This is a genomic window from Neptuniibacter halophilus (genome assembly GCF_030295765.1).
Classification (GTDB): Bacteria; Pseudomonadota; Gammaproteobacteria; order Pseudomonadales; family Balneatricaceae; genus Neptuniibacter; species Neptuniibacter halophilus.
In genome coordinates this window covers 2979799-2997438 of sequence record NZ_AP027292.1, presented here as the reverse complement: position 1 = coordinate 2997438, position 17640 = coordinate 2979799, and the positions used below count along the sequence as shown (strand labels likewise).

Annotated in this window: 16 protein-coding genes; 9 read left to right on the top strand and 7 right to left on the bottom strand. The window is 53.3% G+C overall.

The window, feature by feature from the left end; all coding sequences use genetic code 11:
* Positions 1-13 precede the first annotated feature (13 nt).
* A complete protein-coding gene (locus tag QUD59_RS13980) occupies positions 14-1909 on the bottom strand; it encodes an ATP-binding cassette domain-containing protein (RefSeq protein ID WP_286237727.1) in 1896 nt (631 codons plus the stop codon).
* 191 nt (positions 1910-2100) lie between these two features.
* Here QUD59_RS13980 and QUD59_RS13975 point away from each other — a divergent pair, with 191 nt between their 5' ends.
* Positions 2101-4023, top strand: coding sequence for a transglycosylase SLT domain-containing protein (locus tag QUD59_RS13975; RefSeq protein WP_286237726.1), 1923 nt, complete (start codon positions 2101-2103; stop codon positions 4021-4023).
* Between the two features lie 28 nt (positions 4024-4051).
* A complete protein-coding gene (locus QUD59_RS13970) occupies positions 4052-4861 on the top strand; it encodes a TatD family hydrolase (protein WP_286237725.1) in 810 nt (269 codons plus the stop codon).
* On the opposite strand, the gene QUD59_RS13965 is transcribed toward QUD59_RS13970, so the two are convergent.
* A complete protein-coding gene (locus tag QUD59_RS13965) occupies positions 4836-5051 on the bottom strand; it encodes a glutaredoxin family protein (RefSeq protein ID WP_286237724.1) in 216 nt (71 codons plus the stop codon). The genes QUD59_RS13970 and QUD59_RS13965 overlap by 26 nt on opposite strands.
* A gap of 474 nt (positions 5052-5525) precedes the next feature.
* On the opposite strand from QUD59_RS13965, the gene QUD59_RS13960 reads away from it, so the two are divergent.
* On the top strand, positions 5526-7289 hold the full coding sequence (locus QUD59_RS13960) for a PHA/PHB synthase family protein (protein WP_286237723.1): 1764 nt from the start codon (positions 5526-5528) through the stop codon (positions 7287-7289).
* A 62-nt stretch (positions 7290-7351) separates the two neighbouring features.
* On the opposite strand, the gene QUD59_RS13955 is transcribed toward QUD59_RS13960, so the two are convergent.
* Together QUD59_RS13955 and QUD59_RS13950 are read right to left on the bottom strand one after the other, a co-directional pair.
* Entirely contained in the window at positions 7352-7765 is a 414-nt protein-coding gene (locus tag QUD59_RS13955) for a tetratricopeptide repeat protein (RefSeq protein WP_286237722.1), read from the bottom strand.
* Positions 7766-7767: 2 nt separating this feature from the next.
* Positions 7768-8169: an SMI1/KNR4 family protein gene (locus tag QUD59_RS13950; protein ID WP_286237721.1), complete on the bottom strand. Its 402-nt coding sequence runs from the start codon at positions 8167-8169 to the stop codon at positions 7768-7770.
* 448 nt (positions 8170-8617) lie between these two features.
* Here QUD59_RS13950 and mqo point away from each other — a divergent pair, with 448 nt between their 5' ends.
* Positions 8618-10129, top strand: a complete 1512-nt coding sequence (gene mqo, locus QUD59_RS13945; protein ID WP_286237720.1) for a malate dehydrogenase (quinone) — start codon at positions 8618-8620, stop codon at positions 10127-10129.
* A 437-nt stretch (positions 10130-10566) separates the two neighbouring features.
* Here the strand turns inward: mqo and QUD59_RS13935 are convergent, their stop codons facing one another.
* Entirely contained in the window at positions 10567-10770 is a 204-nt protein-coding gene (locus tag QUD59_RS13935) for a cold-shock protein (protein ID WP_286237718.1), read from the bottom strand.
* Between the two features lie 407 nt (positions 10771-11177).
* On the opposite strand from QUD59_RS13935, the gene QUD59_RS13930 reads away from it, so the two are divergent.
* From QUD59_RS13930 to QUD59_RS13915, 4 genes are all read left to right on the top strand, one after another.
* Entirely contained in the window at positions 11178-12557 is a 1380-nt protein-coding gene (locus QUD59_RS13930) for an MATE family efflux transporter (RefSeq protein WP_286237717.1), read from the top strand.
* A 15-nt stretch (positions 12558-12572) separates the two neighbouring features.
* Complete coding sequence (locus QUD59_RS13925) at positions 12573-13649, top strand: DUF3080 family protein (RefSeq protein WP_286237715.1); 1077 nt, start codon at positions 12573-12575, stop codon at positions 13647-13649.
* 76 nt (positions 13650-13725) lie between these two features.
* Entirely contained in the window at positions 13726-14376 is a 651-nt protein-coding gene (locus QUD59_RS13920; protein ID WP_286241034.1) for a transglutaminase-like cysteine peptidase, read from the top strand.
* Positions 14377-14400: 24 nt separating this feature from the next.
* Complete coding sequence (locus QUD59_RS13915; protein WP_286237714.1) at positions 14401-16353, top strand: bifunctional diguanylate cyclase/phosphodiesterase; 1953 nt, start codon at positions 14401-14403, stop codon at positions 16351-16353.
* Positions 16354-16417: 64 nt separating this feature from the next.
* Here the strand turns inward: QUD59_RS13915 and QUD59_RS13910 are convergent, their stop codons facing one another.
* The gene (locus tag QUD59_RS13910) at positions 16418-16822 is read right to left on the bottom strand and encodes a ProQ/FINO family protein (RefSeq protein WP_286237713.1); all 405 of its coding nucleotides are present in this window, start codon (positions 16820-16822) and stop codon (positions 16418-16420) included.
* A 117-nt stretch (positions 16823-16939) separates the two neighbouring features.
* Entirely contained in the window at positions 16940-17179 is a 240-nt protein-coding gene (tusA, locus tag QUD59_RS13905) for a sulfurtransferase TusA (RefSeq protein WP_286237712.1), read from the bottom strand.
* 150 nt (positions 17180-17329) lie between these two features.
* Here tusA and QUD59_RS13900 point away from each other — a divergent pair, with 150 nt between their 5' ends.
* Positions 17330-17611, top strand: a complete 282-nt coding sequence (locus QUD59_RS13900) for an antibiotic biosynthesis monooxygenase family protein (protein ID WP_286237711.1) — start codon at positions 17330-17332, stop codon at positions 17609-17611.
* The last annotated feature ends 29 nt before the right edge of the window (positions 17612-17640 follow it).

Genomic DNA, 17640 nt, shown 5'->3' with positions numbered 1-17640 from the left:
CCACGGAAGGGGATCACTCCCCTTCCTGCATTGCCTCCAGCTCAACCCAGCGCTCCATCAACGTTTCCACCACCTGCTCCTGCTCCTGCAATGCCTCAAGCCGTGCACTGACATGGTCGTGGCTCTGCTGATAAAAATCAACGGCACTGGTTTCAGCCGTTAAGCTTTCCAGCAACGCCTCAGCCTGTTCCAGTTTTGCCGGTAACTCATCCAGCTCTCGCTGGAACTTATAGCTGAGCTTTTTCTGCTTGGGTGCCGCAGTCTTCTCCGCCACCTTTTTTGGCTCAGGCTTTTCTTCCTGAACTGACTTAGGTGCGGATTTTGGCAGAGCCGGGCGTTGACGCAGCCAGTCATTATATCCGCCGACGTATTCGCGCAGCTCACCATCGGCATCAAACACCAGCGTGCTGGTCACAACATTATCGAGGAAAGAACGGTCATGGCTGACGAGCAGAATGGTGCCATCAAAGTCGAGGATGATCTCCTCCAGCAGCTCCAGAGTCTCAATATCCAGATCGTTGGTCGGCTCATCCAGCACCAGCAGATTGGCCGGCTGACTGAATAATTTAGCCAGCAGCACGCGGTTCGTTTCACCACCGGAAAGCGCCTTAACCGGCGTCCGGGCGCGTTCCGGAGCGAACATAAAGTCCCCCAGATAGCTGATCAGATGCCGCTCACGGCCATTGATGCTGATACTTTCACGCCCCTGTGCGATGTTATCCATGACGGTTTTTTCCGGATCAACCTGCGCCCGCAACTGGTCAAAATAGGCCACTTGCAGATTGGTGCCCAGGCGTACCTGACCACTATCCGGCTCAGACTGTCCCAGCAGAATGCGTAGCAGGCTACTCTTACCCGCACCATTCGGACCGATCAGGCCAACCCGGTCGCCCCTCTGCAGGGTAAAATCAAAATCCCTGAACAGGGTACGCCCGGCATATCCCAGTGAAACGCCCTGGAGCTCAGCCACCAGCTTGCCGCTACGGGCTGCTTCTTCCAGTGAGAATTTGGCTTTGCCTGCCCGTTCCCGGCGATCCGCCCGCTCATTGCGCATTTTTTTCAGCGCCCGGACACGCCCCTCATTACGGGTACGACGCGCTTTAATGCCCTGACGAATCCAGCGCTCTTCCTGAGCCAGTTTTTTATCGAACTCCGCATTATGCTTCTCTTCCTCTTCCAGCAGTTTCTGCTTCTGCTCCAGATACGCCGAGTAGCTACCGGGAAAAGAGGTAAGAATTCCCCGGTCCAGTTCGATAATGCGTGTCGCCAGCCTGTCAACCAACGCCCGGTCATGGGAGATGATCAGCAGCCCGCCTTTAAACTCCATGAGCTGCTGTTCCAGCCACTCAATGGTCTCAATATCCAGATGGTTGGTCGGCTCATCGAGCAGCAACAGGTCCGGTTGCTGAACCAGTGCCGCGCCCAACGCCGTTCGCCGCCGCCAGCCACCGGAAAGCTCTGACATCCGTTTATCGCCGTCGAGTTCAAGCTGTTCCAGAACACGCTGCACCCGCTGCTCCATATGCCAGCCATCCTGAGCTTCAATCTGATGCTGCAGTTTATCCAGCGCCTGCATATCCGCATTTTCAGATGAAGCTAATTCATCGTAGGCCTCGCGCAGGGCCAGCAGATCTTTAAGCCCACCGGTAACGACATCCCGCACCAGACGTTCATCAGCCGCCGGCATCGCCTGTGGCAATTCGGCAACACGACAGGTCGGAGAGACCCAGAATTCTCCGCCATCAGCTTTATGATGGCCCGCCACCAGCTTCAGCAGGGTCGACTTACCTGCCCCATTGAGGCCGACCAGCGCAACCCGCTCACCGGGGTCTATCTGAAAGTCCACCTGATCCAGAAGAGGTTTCGCACCAAAAGCGATGGAGATTTTATCGAGTCGGATTAACGGCATAGGTACTCAGTATTTGTCTTGTGAAGGGCGCCATTTTACTGTTTTTTATCTGAGATGCATGAAAATGCTGCATCCAGGTGAATTATTATTTAATTTACCATCTAAACTGCCGTATAAGTTGATAATAAAACCTCAAATAGGAATGGATAATGCGACGGGTTGTGCAAAGGTTTTTACTGCTTCTTTCAATAATGGCAATGCCGTTTATCGCTTCCACCACAAACGCCTCCCTCGATCAGCAGCGGCAAAGTTTTCTCAAAGCTGAAGCGCTGCTGAAACAAAACAAGATAAGCGCCTACAGAGCACAGCGGGATCAACTGAATGATTACCCGCTCGCTCCTTATCTGGATTATCAGGCCCTGCTGCGAAACCTGTCGAATAGCAGCGATCAGGAGATCAGCCGTTTCATCCGCGCTAATCCCGACCTGCCTGTTGCGGATCGTCTGAACCGCAAGTGGCTGACCCGGCTGGCACAGAAACAGCAATGGGCAGAGTTCATAAAACATTACAACGCCCATCCGGTCAGCAGCACCCACTATATCTGCCTGCAACAACAGGCCCTGCTTAATGGCACTGCGCAACAGAAAAAAGCAGCACTTAAACAGGCACGTTCACTCTGGCTGGTTGCTAACTCACAACCCAAAACCTGTGACCCATTGTTTAAAGCGTGGATGGCAACCGGGCACCCCACCTCCGCGGAAGCACAGCAGCGACTCTGGATGAGTCTGGATCAGGGCAATACCAAACTGGCACGCTACCTGACTAAAAAGCTCACAAACTCCGCTCATAAAGCTCAGGCCGATGAATTCTGGAAAATTTACGCAAACCCCAAACTGATTGGCACCAGCAATCTGCAACAACTGACAGCAGAGCAACGCCGAATTACCGCCACGCTGGCCTATAAGGCCTGGTATCGCCAACAACCCATCAGTGCCAGCCAGAACTGGATAGCACAACGGGATAACTGGATGGACAAACCAGCCCAGGGGGAAGTGACTGAATATATGGGGGTCCGGCTCAACCGTAACTATCATCGGGATGCGATCCGCATCAGCGCAAAGCTTGACCCTGATTTCGAGCTACCGGAGCTAACGGAAACCCGCATCCGGAACGGTCTGGCCAAGCAAGACTGGCGTCTGGTACAGACCGCGATCATGCACCTTCCGGAGGAAGAAGCCAACGATCCTAAATGGCAGTACTGGTTGTTGATTGCAGAACGCCACCTGCAGCCGCAGGGTGATCACAAGCAGCGCTTTGAACAACTGGCTAAGGATCGCAGTTATTACGGCTTCCTTGCCGCAGAGCTGAACCAAAGTCCCTTTCAGCTTAATGCCGTCAGTGACCCGGTCACTCAGGAACAACTCGATCAACTCGCCAGCTTGCCCGCAGCGAGCCGCGCAGGTGAACTGTTCCGGCTGGGGCGCTTGATTGATGCCAACCGCGAATGGCGAGTCGCCCTCTCGCAGATGGATGAAAACCAGTTCCGGCTGGCTGGCTATCTGGCCCGCTCCTGGGGATGGCACCTGCAGGCCATCATCAATGCGGCAAAAACTGAACGCTGGGATCACGTCGACCTGCGTTTTCCACACCCTCATGCAGCACTGTTTAAGCAGCACGCCATCAGGAACGGTCTCGATCTCAGCTTCCCGGTGGCCATTGCCCGCCAGGAGAGTGCATTCCTGTATAATGCCCAGTCCCGCGTCGGGGCCCGTGGCCTGATGCAGCTCATGCCAAAAACCGCGCAGCAGACCGCGCGGAAACATAAGGTTCCCTACAAATCCACGTCACAGTTGTATAACCCGAAAACCAATATCACCCTGGGTTCCGCTTATCTGGGCGACATGCTGAAACGCTTTAACAACAACCCGGCCTTTGCTTCAGCCGCGTATAATGCAGGCCCCCATCGGGTCAGTAAGTGGCTCAAACAACGGGGTGATCTGCCTCTGGATATCTGGATCGAGACAATTCCGTTCAGCGAAACCCGCAAGTATGTTCAGAACGTTCTCGCGTTCCGGGTCATCTATGATCGTCTGGAAGGCCGACAGGCAAGCTTATTGAACGAAAAACAGGTAGAGTTGCTGGCCCTGAATCAGAGCGAAAAAACCGCCCTGTAACCCGCGACCCGATTGAGAGCTTTACCTTATGTCTGCCCCCTGCTGGATTGATATCGGCGTTAACCTGACCGATAACAGTTTTAATTCCGACCGTAGCGAGGTCATCGAACGTAGTTTTGCAGCCGGTGTCGGCCAGATGATTCTGACCGGTACCACGCTGCAGGAGAGCCTTCAGGCGATCGAGCTGTGCCAGCAATATCCCGGCCGGCTATTCTGTACCGCCGGCGTTCACCCCCACTACGCAAAAGACCACTCTGCTTCCGATCTGGCCGAGCTTCAGCCCCTCTATCGTGAGGATTGCGTAATCGCCGTGGGTGAAACCGGGCTGGACTTTAATCGCAATTTTTCTCCGGCCAATATGCAGATCGCGGCATTCGAAAAGCAAGTCGAAATGGCCGCAGAATGCGGGTTACCTTTGTTTCTGCACGAACGGGACGCCCACCAGAAACAGGTAGAAATACTGAAAACCTATCGGGATGATTTCCGTCACGCGGTAGCGCATTGCTTTACCGGCAGTAAAAGAGAGCTCTACAACTATCTGGATCTGGATCTGCACATCGGCATTACCGGATGGATCTGCGACGAACGCCGCGGCAGCGAATTACAGCGGCTGGTCAGTGAAATTCCTGCTGATCGGCTGATGCTGGAAACCGATGCTCCCTATCTGATTCCCCGCGATCTCAAGCCAAAGCCCCGATCCCGACGGAATCTGCCTGAATTCCTTCCGCATATCGCAGCCAAGGTCGCCAGCTTACGCGGGGTGTCACTTAAGCAACTGCAGACTGAGGTCGCCACTACCAGCCGACAGTTTTTCAGGCTGGCTGATCCAACTGACTGAGAAAATCACTCAGCCCTGTCTGATCAAACGGCCAGCTCAGCTCCTTGCCGCTGCTCAGATCCACCAGCACAGGAATACGCACGGCATAAGCCTCCAGCAACTGATCGTCATCTGCGATATCGACCTGATAGATGGCGTACTGCTGCATATCGACCGTGGCAGCGATCAGTTGCGCTGCAACCTCGCACAAGTGACACCCTAAGGTTCCCATCAATTCAAGCTCTCGCACCCGCTGCGCCTCCATAAGTCTGACCCGGCAAAAGGGTAAAGCCGGGATTCTAACAAAATTCCCTGTTGCCACAGAACCATCGGGTGAACATCAGCCGGTCACTGCGGTGATACAAATTACTGAAACATTTAACCAGTAGGATCTTTACACCTGTTCAGCCCCGCGGATGGAGCAACACAGCGCCGCGAATACCGGTTGTTAGACCTGAAGGTAGCACTAATAACCAGGCTTTATACTGAAAACGTATAACACCTTAGCGTTATCTACCAAGTGATACCTTGCGTCAGACTACCGCTCAGACATATGCTGGTGTTTCAGTAGCGCGTTCTTGCAATCATCAACAGCCGACAATAAGCTGAAAAACCCGATAAAAACTGTGTATTCCCACGCTTCCGGCGAAATTGACAGAAGAAGCAAGAGAGATGGAAGACGGATATGACGAAGAAAGGCGAACCTATGGACAACAATAGCAATCTACTCTCCTCCAATCCTCAGGAGTTTATCGACTACCTGAACACCGAAACACAGAAAGTGCTGGACATGTTTTCAACCTCAGGCGGTGACGATATTTTCACCCAGTTTGCTCAGTCCTGGACTGAACTGGCTAACCGCTCCTGGGAAGACCCAACCGTATGGATTCGCGCCATTACTGATTACCAGCAGAGCCAGCTAAACCTCTGGACTAATCTGCTCACCGGAAAAACCGACCAGACCATCGCCGAACCTGCCCGCGGTGATCGCCGCTTCCAGGCTGAAGAGTGGTCTCAGAACCCGGTCTTTGACTACATCAAGCAATCCTACCTGCTCAGTTCACGACTGCTGCAGGAGATGGCTTCCAATGCCAAGCTCTCCGATCAGGAACAGAAAAAGCTGGAGTTTTACACCCAGCAGTACATAGACGCGATGTCGCCGACCAACTTCGCCCTCACCAACCCGGAAGTCCTGCAGCAGGCACTCGAAACCAAAGGTCAGAGTCTGGTAGACGGTCTGAAAAACCTGCTCGGCGATGTGGATAAAGGCCGCATCTCCATGACCGACGAGTCAGCCTTCAAACTGGGCGAGAACATTGCTACCACCGAAGGTACCGTGGTTTTCGAAAACGAGATGTTCCAGCTCATCCAGTACAAGCCAACGACCGAAGAAACCTTCGCACGCCCGACCATGATCGTGCCGCCCTGCATCAACAAGTTCTATATTCTCGACCTGCAGGAAAGCAACTCATACGTTAAATACTGTGTTGATCAGGGCCAGACCACCTTTATGGTCTCATGGCTCAACCCGACAACTGATCAGAGCTACATCAGCTGGGACGATTACGTAGAAAAAGGCGTGATTAAAGCCACTCAGGTGGTTCAGGAGATTACCGGCAGCGACAAGATCAATGCGGTAGCCTGGTGTGTAGGCGGTACGTTGCTGGGCACCAGTCTGGCAGTGATGGCCGCACGTAAAGATACCACTATCGCCTCTGCCACTTTCTTTACCACCCTGCTGGACTTCCAGGATCCGGGTGATCTCTGCGTTTTCATTGACGAACAGCAGGTTAAGAAGCTGGAAGACAAGGTCAACAATCAGGGTTATCTCAGTGGACGCGAGCTGGCGACCTCATTCAACATGCTGCGCTCCAATGACCTGATCTGGTCTTACGTAGTCAACAACTACCTTAAAGGCCAGACACCACCGCCGTTCGATATCCTTTACTGGAACAGCGACTCAACCAACCTGCCAGCGACCATGTACACCTACTACATCAACAAGATGTATCTGGACAATGCGCTGACCAAAAAAGATGAGCTGACCATCTGTGGTGAAAAGATCGACCTGGGCAAAATCAAGATCCCTTGCTACTTCCTGTCGACCATCGAAGACCATATTGCACCGTGGAAAGGCACCTTCAGCGGCACCGAGCTGCTCAAAGGTAAAAACGAGTTTGTTCTCGGCGCCAGCGGTCACGTGGCCGGCGTTATCAACCCGGCATCCAAAAACCGTCGCCACTACTGGATCAACGGTGAGCTGGGTGAAACTGCAGAGCACTGGCTGGAAAGCGCGGAACGTCAGGAAGGCTCCTGGTGGCCTCACTGGGCCGAGTGGCTGAAACGCCGTGCGGGCAAAAAAGTGCCTGCACCGGCTGCGCCGGGTAATGCCGAGTATCAGGCCATTGAGCCGGCACCGGGTCGTTACGTCGCTGTACGTATCGACTAAGCCTGGCCATGCACAAAAAAACGGAGCCAACTGGCTCCGTTTTTTTGTGCTGCTAGCGGCGATTAAGCCAGAGCTGACTGCAGTTCAGCAATCTCCTGCTGCAACTCCTCGTCCTCAGTAAAAGAGGCGAACCGCTGCGCCTTCTCCAGCGACAGCAGCGCTGCTTCACTGTCACCCTCTTCGCTTTGGCGTTGCGCCAGTGCGAACATAATCGACGCTTTATACTCATTTTCTTTTAGCTGATCAGCCAGACTGAACGCCTGTTGGTAAAGCGCAATTGCCCGGGGATTATCCTCGGAAAAATCGGCCAGCGTCTCCCACAACACCGGATGATCAGACTTTTTGCCCTGATGGCTCATACAGAGCGCTTCCAGCGCCTCATAGTGCTGATAGAAGCGAGGTTCATCATCTGCCTCAGCCGCTTCCAGCATCTGCTCAGCCAGTAATTCAACCTGTTTAAACAGTGTTCCGCTCATGCTCAGCTCTCCAGCCATACTTCTTTAGCCCAGTTCCAGATCGAAGGCCACTCATCAACCAGCCCTTCATCCCGCTGCCACAGGAAGATCTGAGCTTCCTGACTGATGCAGTAATATCCCTGCGCATGCTCGCAGACAGGAATAAACTCCCGCGGCATGCCAATATCCCAGGCCGTTGCTGCCATTTCCGGCAAAAACGTATGAGACTGAGGGTCTGCCACTGTAGCCGGTTCCAGAGAACCACAGATGACATCACTGACTTCAAGCAGGAACTCCTTGTACTCATCCGGCAGAGAGATCAGGATCTGCTCCTCAATCTCAACCAGGTCATCGTCATCCGGCAGCTCAAGCGGCACAGGTACATCGGCATTACGCTCCTGCAGCAATTCAATAATATCTTCCATCGATCTCTCCGCAACGGAACAAGTGGGGCGTGGAGACTATTCTAGTCGATGAAATAAGTAAATATGCCCCCTGACGACAAATATACGCCGCTATATAAGCTATATTTTATTTTTGAATAGGATCCATAAGCGATCTCTTATAGAAATGGCAGCCAAGGCCTGATAACAGGTGATTTCGTTACTACTTTAGAATGACTATGCGCCGAATTGCTAAGACCCTTCGTAGCAATTACCAAGACATTACCGACAAAATCCGTATAATTCGCGACAACCGCACTGCAACATAGACAAAATGTCATAGTTCTATGCAAGAGCCTGTTGCAGCCAGATTGAAGCCACCGCTAACCGGTCGGGGATCAAGGAGTTATGGATCACTCCCGCCGGGCCACAAGCTCTGTTAGCCGTGATGCTTCAAACAACCATTATTATTACAAATGGCGAAGTTCCTATGAGCACAAAATCAGTAGACGTATTACTAGTCGGCGCGGGAGCGATGAGTACAACCCTGGGGGTTATGCTCAAGCAGCTGGATCCATCCCTGAAAATCAGCATGGTCGAGCGCCTGGACCATGTTGCCTATGAAAGCACTGACGGCATGAATAATGCCGGTACTGGTCACGCCGCTTATTGCGAATTGAATTACACCCCTAAGATGGCTGACGGCAGTATCAATGCCAGCAAAGCATTCGCAATTAATGCCTCATTTGAAGTCAGCCTGCAGTTCTGGTCTTACCTGGTCGAGCAGAACGCACTGCCTGAGCCAAACCAGTTTATCAACCCGGTTCCACACCAGAGCTTTGTCTGGGGTGAAGAGAACGTCGAATTCCTGCGCAAGCGTTATGAAGCCCTGCGTGCCTCACACCAGTTTGAGGATATGGAATACAGCGAAGATTTCACTACCCTGCAGGAGTGGATGCCATTGGTTATGGCCAATCGCGATCCGAATGAAAAAGTGGCTGCGACCCGCGTTCGCTATGGTTCCGACGTCAACTTCGGCTCTCTGGCACGTAATATGGTCAACCACCTGCAACAGCAGGATGACTTTGAGTTACTGCTGAGCCGCACAGTCAAAGACCTGAACCAGAACAGTGACAAAAGCTGGACAGTGACACTGAAGAACGAACAAAGCGGCGCAAAAGAGATCTACAACGCAAAATTCGTTTTCCTGGGTGCAGGTGGCGGTGCCCTGCCACTGTTGCAGAAATCAGGCATTCAGGAAGGCAAAGGCTACGGCGGCTTCCCGGTGAGCGGCCAGTGGCTGGTTTGCCGCAAGCCTGAAATCGTTAAACAGCACTTGGCGAAAGTCTATGGCATGGCGCCGATCGGCGCGCCACCGATGTCCGTACCTCACCTGGATACACGTGTCATCAACGGTGAGCAGGCCCTGCTGTTTGGTCCGTTTGCCGGCTTTACCACCAAGTTCCTGAAACAGGGCTCGATTCTGGACATGCCGCTCAGCATCAACCTCGGCAATATCAAGCCGATGCTCTCCGTTGGCATGAACAACATGGACCTGACCAAGTACCTGATCAGTGAAGTGATGCAGTCTCACGGTGAGCGCGTTGACTCACTGCGCCGCTTCTTCCCGGATGCCAAAGATGAAGACTGGGAGCTGTCTTACGCAGGTCAGCGCGTCCAGATCATCAAGAAAGACGCTGAAGGCAAGGGCAAACTGGAGTTCGGTACCGAGGTAATCTCCGCAGCCGACGGCTCCCTTGCTGCCCTGCTGGGCGCATCTCCGGGCGCTTCTACGGCGGTTTCCACCATGGTTAACATCGTAGAAACCTGTTTTGCAGAACAACTTAGCACTCCCGAGTGGCAGGAAAAACTGCACGCGATGATCCCTTCCTACGGTCAGGATCTGACACAGGATGCAGAGCTGTTGCGCAGCATTCGTCAGCGTACTCTGGATGTTCTGGGGCTGGATAACGTAAAAAAGCCTGAACTGCAGGTTGCCTGAGGCGGCCTGCAGAAGCCCGGACAACCTCCCTCTGAAGCCGGTCACTGACCGGCTTTTTAAATTCCCCGTCAGTTGGGCTAAAATAGCCTTTTCACTTCGCGGTCCCCGTCACACATTATGGAATGCCGAGCCTCTTGCGGTGCCTGTTGTATTGCACCGAGTATCTCCAGCTTAAACAAACCCGCCGGGGAACGCTGCAAGCACCTCAGTGAAGAACTTCTCTGCCTTATTTTTGACTCGCCTGAACGCCCGGCAGTCTGCGCCGGTTTTACCCCCGAGGCCGAGTTCTGCGGCAACAACCAACGGGAAGCATTACAGATATTAACCCTGCTGGAACGGAGTACCGCCTGAGTTTTTTCGGGCAATAAAAAAGCAGCCCGAAGGGTCTGCTTTTATCGATCATTTTGCTGTGGCCGGGCTACGGCCTACCGGAGCGTTTACAGCTTAACGATGTTCTCAGCCTGAGGGCCTTTCTGACCCTGAGTGATCGTGAATTCAACTTTCTGACCTTCGGCCAGGCTCTTGAAGCCGTCACCCTGAATTGCGCTGAAATGAGCAAAAACGTCAGGTCCGTTTTCCTGCTCAATGAAGCCAAAACCCTTTTCGTCGTTAAACCACTTAACTGTTCCAGTTGTTGCCATCTTTCATCATCCTATTTTGGACATTAGTAATTTGCCAGAACTCGGGAGCATCCCTGTTCCTGACGATTTGGAGCTGAGAAAAACTGAATTACCCGTGCGAAATAGGAGGTGTCGAAAGGAGGCTCCGCCACTACCAATGCAAGCCGTATTCTTTTTCTAGCCTCTTGATCATAGCGCTGTTACATGTGAATTCAATGACAAATTCATGGTTTTGCCTAATCATTTGGTCAATAAGCGTACACAACACACACCCTGCCAGACTGTGCAAAAACCAGCCAGCTCCACGCAGTGACCATGCATCAGCGCTTGCAGTTCAGCGCCCAATCCTCAAGAATAGCCCTCCCGCGACAGATCACAGAACCTCCGGCACTCCTGCTTAGTCTCGGTATGAGACGGCCACTTCTGGATTGTCGCTTTTCTTTATTTACGGAGCTCCAGCCCTGAAACGGATAGCTGAAATAAAACTAATTCTGAGCCTTGGTCTGCCCATCGCCATCGCCCAACTGGCACAGACCTCCATGGGATTTGTCGACACCCTGATGGCCGGGCGCTACAGCCCTACCGATCTGGCTGCGGTCGCGTTGGGCTCCGGCATCTGGTTACCGCTGTTTATCGCCAGTCAGGGTTTGCTGATGGCTACTACGCCGCTGGTCGCCCATCTGGTCGGCGCCGGAGCGGCCGAACAGAGCCGGCAACCTTTACATATGGGAATGATTGTCGCCGGAATACTGAGCCTGCTCGGCATCAGCTTTCTGCAAAACTGCGGTTTCATCTTTGAACTCATGTCAGTGGAAGCTGAGCTGGCGCGGCTGACCCAGGCCTATCTGGCGGCCATATCCTGGGGCTTCCCCGCCCTGCTGCTGTTTCAGTTGATCCGCAGTTACGTAGAAGGGTTTGGTAAAACACGCCCGGTTATGAAGATCTCAATACTGGGCCTGCTCTGTAACATACCGCTCAACTACGTGCTTATTTACGGCGAATTTGGCTTCCCGGAACTGGGCGGCGTAGGGTGTGGCTGGGCCACGGCGATTGTGATGTGGACCATGTGCCTGACCGCTTTGCTCTACCTGCAGAAATCCCCCGGCTTCGACAGTATTAAACCCTTGAGCCAATGGCGGTTGCCGCCGCTGACTCAGGCGAAAAGCTATATTCGCCTGGGCCTGCCGATCGGTTTTGCCCTGCTGATTGAAGCCAGCATGTTTTCAGTCATTGCCCTGCTGCTGGCTGATCTGGGTGAGGTGATTATCTCGGCGCACCAGATCACCATCAGCTTCACCAGCCTGATCTTTATGCTGCCCTTGAGTATCGCCATGGCACTGACCATCCGCGTCGGCCACCAACTCGGCGCCGGACGCCCGGAAGCCGCGCGTTTCAGTGTCAGCAGTGGCCTTCTGATCACACTGGGGCTGGCCTTTGTCAGTTCCGCCTCCATGGCACTGTTCGCTCAGGAGATCGCCTCTCTGTATACGCGGGAAACCACTATTATCGAAATTGCGACCGTACTCATCACGGTGGCTGCACTGTTTCAGTTCTCAGATGCGATTCAGATCACCTGCGCCGGTGCACTTCGCGGCTACAAAGACACCAGCATCCCCCTGCTGCTGGTATTTATCGCTTACTGGGTTGTCGGCCTCCCCACCGGCTACCTGCTCGGCAAAACGAATTTACTATTACCCGCCATGGGCCCTCTGGGGTTCTGGATCGGTTTGCTAATCGGCCTGACGATCGGGGCTATACTGTTACTGTCCCGCCTCTACTGGCGGAGCAGGCAACCCCTTTCCCCATAACAGAGGAGGCTGCTGATGCGCTACATGCTCCTCCTGCTATTAACCTGCACGGCTCTCGGGCTGACCGGTTGCAGCCGGGACACCCCTGAGGCCATGCTGGAAAACTATCTGTATCGCCTCAGCAACAGCCTTGAACTGGAACAACCTGCCCCCTTTTCACCCCCTGTCCGTGCGGGATTCCCGCTGAAGCGTGAACGCATTCTGGCGACAGAGGAGATCCGTGAAGGATTACTGGATGTACTCCGCTTACAGGAATGCAATCTGGTTCTGATGATTGCAGAACGTAACAGCTCTCTGGGCAAGGTTTACCGCCCCTCTCTGAAACTGGCTTACGAGCTACGCTTTTTCAGCGCCCTGAGCCAGTGTCGCCAGCGTCTGGCCAATCAGGAAAGCGCCGATCAGGCTCTGCTCAGGCGTCTGGATGAGATCTATCAGGTCAAACAGCAGAACCTGCCACTGGAACTGTGGAACGGAATATTCAGCTCGGAAGCGATCGAGGCAAATTTCAGCCGGGACAGGACCCCGCTGCCACTGCGGGATGACGGTACAGTCGCTGCCAGTCAGGCTGCCCTGAGCCAGCTGGTCGCGCTGACAGGTCATCCGCCCGGCTGGTTTGAATCTCCCGACAGCGCCATCCCTGACCTTGAACCCAGTTATGAAATACTGCACAAAAACGCCAGTGGCACTCGTGTATTCAGCTCGCTGGAACTCATGACGCACTACCTGAACACAGCCAGTTCGCTGATCAATACCCGACTGGCCCAACGCCCGCTCTGTTATAACCAGCAGGCCAGCACACAGGGTAAAATTCTCCGCAATGTGTTCTTCAAGTTCTACATTGGTGATGTCCAGCCCTACCTGGCTCTGGTACACAATCAAAGCGCCCCATGGATGAAACTAAATGCTGATTTATTGTCTAATTTTCAGCAGCTTAATATCCAGATACCCGAGAGTATGCAGGCGTATTACGCTAAAATGATCTCGATTTCGGCGCCGGAGGGTTTATGGCAGCAATATATCCGGGCCCGCGATCAGCACACACAATCCTGGCAGCGACTGCTGAAACAGTGCGGCCTGATGCCAACGAAATAAATCACCAGAGGCAACGGATCTGACCTTGCGCACACACCCGGCCACCCGCGAGCACAACCACGGCAAACAGAGCGTTATGCTGTTCGTGTTGCTGATCGTCATCTCCTGCCTGTTATTGCTTCAAGTAGGTGCCGAGAGTATTCGCCTGAGCCAGGCTGATATTGAGAAGCTGGGGCAGAAATATGGCCAGCGGGCGAAACTTCGCCTGCAAAGCTGGCAGGCACTGCTGACCGATCTGGCTGACAAGGATGAACAGGAAAAGCTCACAGAGGTGAATCGGTTTTTTAATCAGGTCCGCTTTATTGACGATATCAAACACTGGAAGAAAAAAGATTACTGGGCCACGCCGGTCGAATTTCTGATTACCAATGGCGGAGACTGCGAAGACTTCAGTATCGCCAAATACTATACCCTGAAGGAGCTGGGTGTTCCGGTCGAAAAAATGAATCTGGCCTACGTAAAAGCCCTGACCTACAACCAGGCGCACATGGTGCTGACCTACTATCAGACTCCTGGCTCAGTCCCGCTGGTACTCGATAACATCAATGGCCAGATCCTGCCCGCCTCGAAACGCCCGGACCTGCTTCATGTTTACAGCTTTAACGGCGATAAGCTCTGGCTCTCAAAGATGGGGCGCAGAACCACGCTGGTCGGCACATCAGATCGGCTGAAGCCCTGGGTAAAACTGCAATCAAGAATTGAAAATAAGGACATTAACCTACAATAGGTTTAATGATGAGGAGTAAGTGTTATGTCACTGGTTAACCAACTGATAGGTGCGATCTTAGCCATCCTTATCGGCCTGGTTTCTGGCACGCTGTACATTATGTCGGAAAGCTCCCGCTCGGTGCTGCAGGATCAGCTTGAATCGCACGCACAGGACTCAGCGACCCATCTGGGGCTCTATCTGGCACCTTACATGGCGGAGAACGACAGCGCCACGGTAGAAACCGCAGTCAATGCGATCTTTGACAGCGGCTTCTATCAGCGCATTATCGTCACCAATGCCGAAGAAGGAATACTGTTTGAAAAACAGACCCCGCCGGAGATCAGCCCGGATGTGCCGCAGTGGTTTCAGGATCTGGTAAAAATCACCCCGCCCAACATGTTTCGTGATGTCACCTACCAATGGCGCCATGTTGGCAAAATATACGTGCAGAGCCGGGCCGGTTACGCTTACGAAAAACTCTGGAAAGGCGCTCAGGACAGCCTGATTCTGTTCACCTGCCTCTCCCTTTTCTGTCTGCTGGCCATCAGCACCCTGATCCGTTACCTGCTGGCGCCCCTGAAGAAGGTTGAAAACCAGGCTGTCGCCCTCACTGAGAAACGCTATCTGGAGCAAGAAAAGCTACCCAGAACACGTGAGTTGAAACGGGTGGTTGAGGCCATGAACCGGATGGTTCGCCGGGTACATCAGATGTTCGAAGAGCAGAGCCGCAATATCGAAGAGCTGCGTCGCAGCGCCTATCAGGATAACCTGACCGGCCTGTCTAATCAGCGGGCCACGCAGTCACAACTGGCAGAACGCCTCGATTATCGCCAGGACTTTGGCACCGGGACCCTGCTGAACGTGCGCCTTAAATCACTGCAGCAGATCAACCAGCAGATCGGTATCGAACAGACCAACAGCCTGATTAAAACGCTGGCCAAACAACTGCAGATTATGGCAGATCAATCCGATCAGGGCATTCTGGGCCGTGTCAGCGGGGCCGACTTTATCCTCCTGACCCGCCAGAGCGACAGCAATCAGCTCATTATCGCCCTGCAGCAGCTCGACCAGACACTGAGCACACAGCTCAACCAATTTGCCAGCGATCCACTACCCTCACCACTGATCTGCGCAGGCAGCAGCCATTGCCGGCACGACAGCAACAGCAGCCAACTGCTGTCTGAGGCACAAATCGCCACACAGGAAGCGGAAAAAGCCAACCAGCTCTGGCAACAGTTTAACGCTGATGAGCAGAGCAGTAATGCGCCGGATCAGACCGACTGGCAACAGCATGTTGCTCATGCCATCAACCAACGTAAGATTTTCCTGCAGGTACAGAGCGTTTTCAGTAAAGCCCCCAGCTCCATGCCGATTCAGGAGGAGGTCTTCGCGCGCATTCTTAACCAGAACAACCAGCCGGCCTCAGCCGGTGAGTTTCTCAGTGTGGTCAAAGAGCTTAATCTGTCCGCAGAGCTGGATCGGGCCGTATTCGAGCTGGGCACACAACAGGCCAGTCAGCTCTCCTGCCCGCTGTGTATCAACCTGAGTGCGGAAAGTGTCAGCGTAGCAGACAACCTTGATTGGCTACTGCAACAGATCCGAAACAGCGACCTGTCTGAGAAAATGGTCTTTGAGCTGGATGAAACCAGCGTACTGAACCATCCTGAAGCCAGTAGCCGATTCCGCAAAGCCCTCAACGAGCAGAGCATCGGCTTTGGCGTCGATCATTTCGGCATCCACCCGAGCGGCTTCTCTTACCTGTACTCGATCCAACCCGATTACATTAAGATTGATGGTTCGCTGATTCGCAACATCGATCAGAGTGAAGAGGATCGCTTCTTCGTCAGCAGTCTGGTCAGCGTGGCTCACAGCCTCGGCATCAAGGCTTATGCCGAGCATGTTGAACGTGAAAGCCAACTGGAACTCCTGAATCAGCTGGAGGTTGATGGCTCGCAGGGTTACCTGCATGGCGCTCCGCGACCTCTGAACGCGTAAGCGCATACCATAAAACAAAAAAACGGCGGTAATAACCGCCGTTTTTTTGTGTAATCCCTGCGTTTTATTTACGCGTGACCAGTTGCTCCAGCTTCATGGACATTCGCTCTTCACGCTCCTGCTCTTTACGCTTTTCCTGCCGCGCTTTGTTAATTTCGCGCAGCTTATCTTTAGCGTGATCAGACTCTTCTTTAGTCACCAGACCTGCCGGCTCGCCATTAATATCGATCCGCTCGGCACCTTCACGCAGTGAACGGTAGTAGTTCAGCGAACGCACATAGCTGGCCAGCGCCCGCTTGATTTTGTTCTTCGCTACTTTTTCATCCGCAACCAGATCTTCCTGAATGCCGATCTTCAGAGGACGAACGTTTTTACGATCAAAGGTTTTCGGATACGCTTCCATCAACTGCTGCAGAGCAGCCATATTTGCAGCACGGTTTTTGGATTTCGCCTTTGGCGCTTTGTTCACTACGTCATTCACCTGAATAGCCTCTGTCTGGATAGGGGGCTCCCCTGCGAGCACATTGCCCGTTCCAGTTGCCTGTATAATTGCCGGGTTAAAATCAAACGCAAGCCCGATGAGGAATCAACTGCCCTTGCGGATATAGTAACCGTAGAGCGGTTCATCAACGTACTGCTCTACCAGCTCATGTCCGAGAAAGGTACAGAACTTCGGAATATCCCGTTGGGTAGAGGGATCGGTCGCCAGAATATGCAGGACCTCTCCTGCCGCCATATCCCGCACCCGGTTATGCAACATCATAACGGGTTCAGGGCAATACAGGCCCTGTGCATCCAGAACATGGTCAGCTTTTATCGTACTCATCGTGTCTCTCTTGCAGAAAGTCGGTCATTGTCTCAAATTAGAGATTACAGAAAAAGTGATTTCCGACCAATCTGCGGTTTAAAGTCGCATTTCCTTGAAAAATAAGCCATTCTTTACAAAAGACAGGCCTAATTTAGAGGGAGAAACGAGATGATTCGGGTAATGATTGAACGTCATATCGCAGATTCACTGGCAGAACACTACGACAAAGCAGCCCGGGACACCCTGCAACTGGCGATGCAGGCGCACGGCTTTATCTCCGGTGAAGCGTTGCAGAACACCGATGACCCCAACCACCGTCTGGTCATCGCCACCTATCGAACCGTACAGGACTGGCAGCGCTGGCACCGCTCCCCGGAACGACTGGAGATGATGGCAGCTATTAACCCGATGCTGGAAAGCGAAGAAAAGGTCACCCTCTTCGAACACTGAAACGGTACACGACTGGCTGATTATGCCGA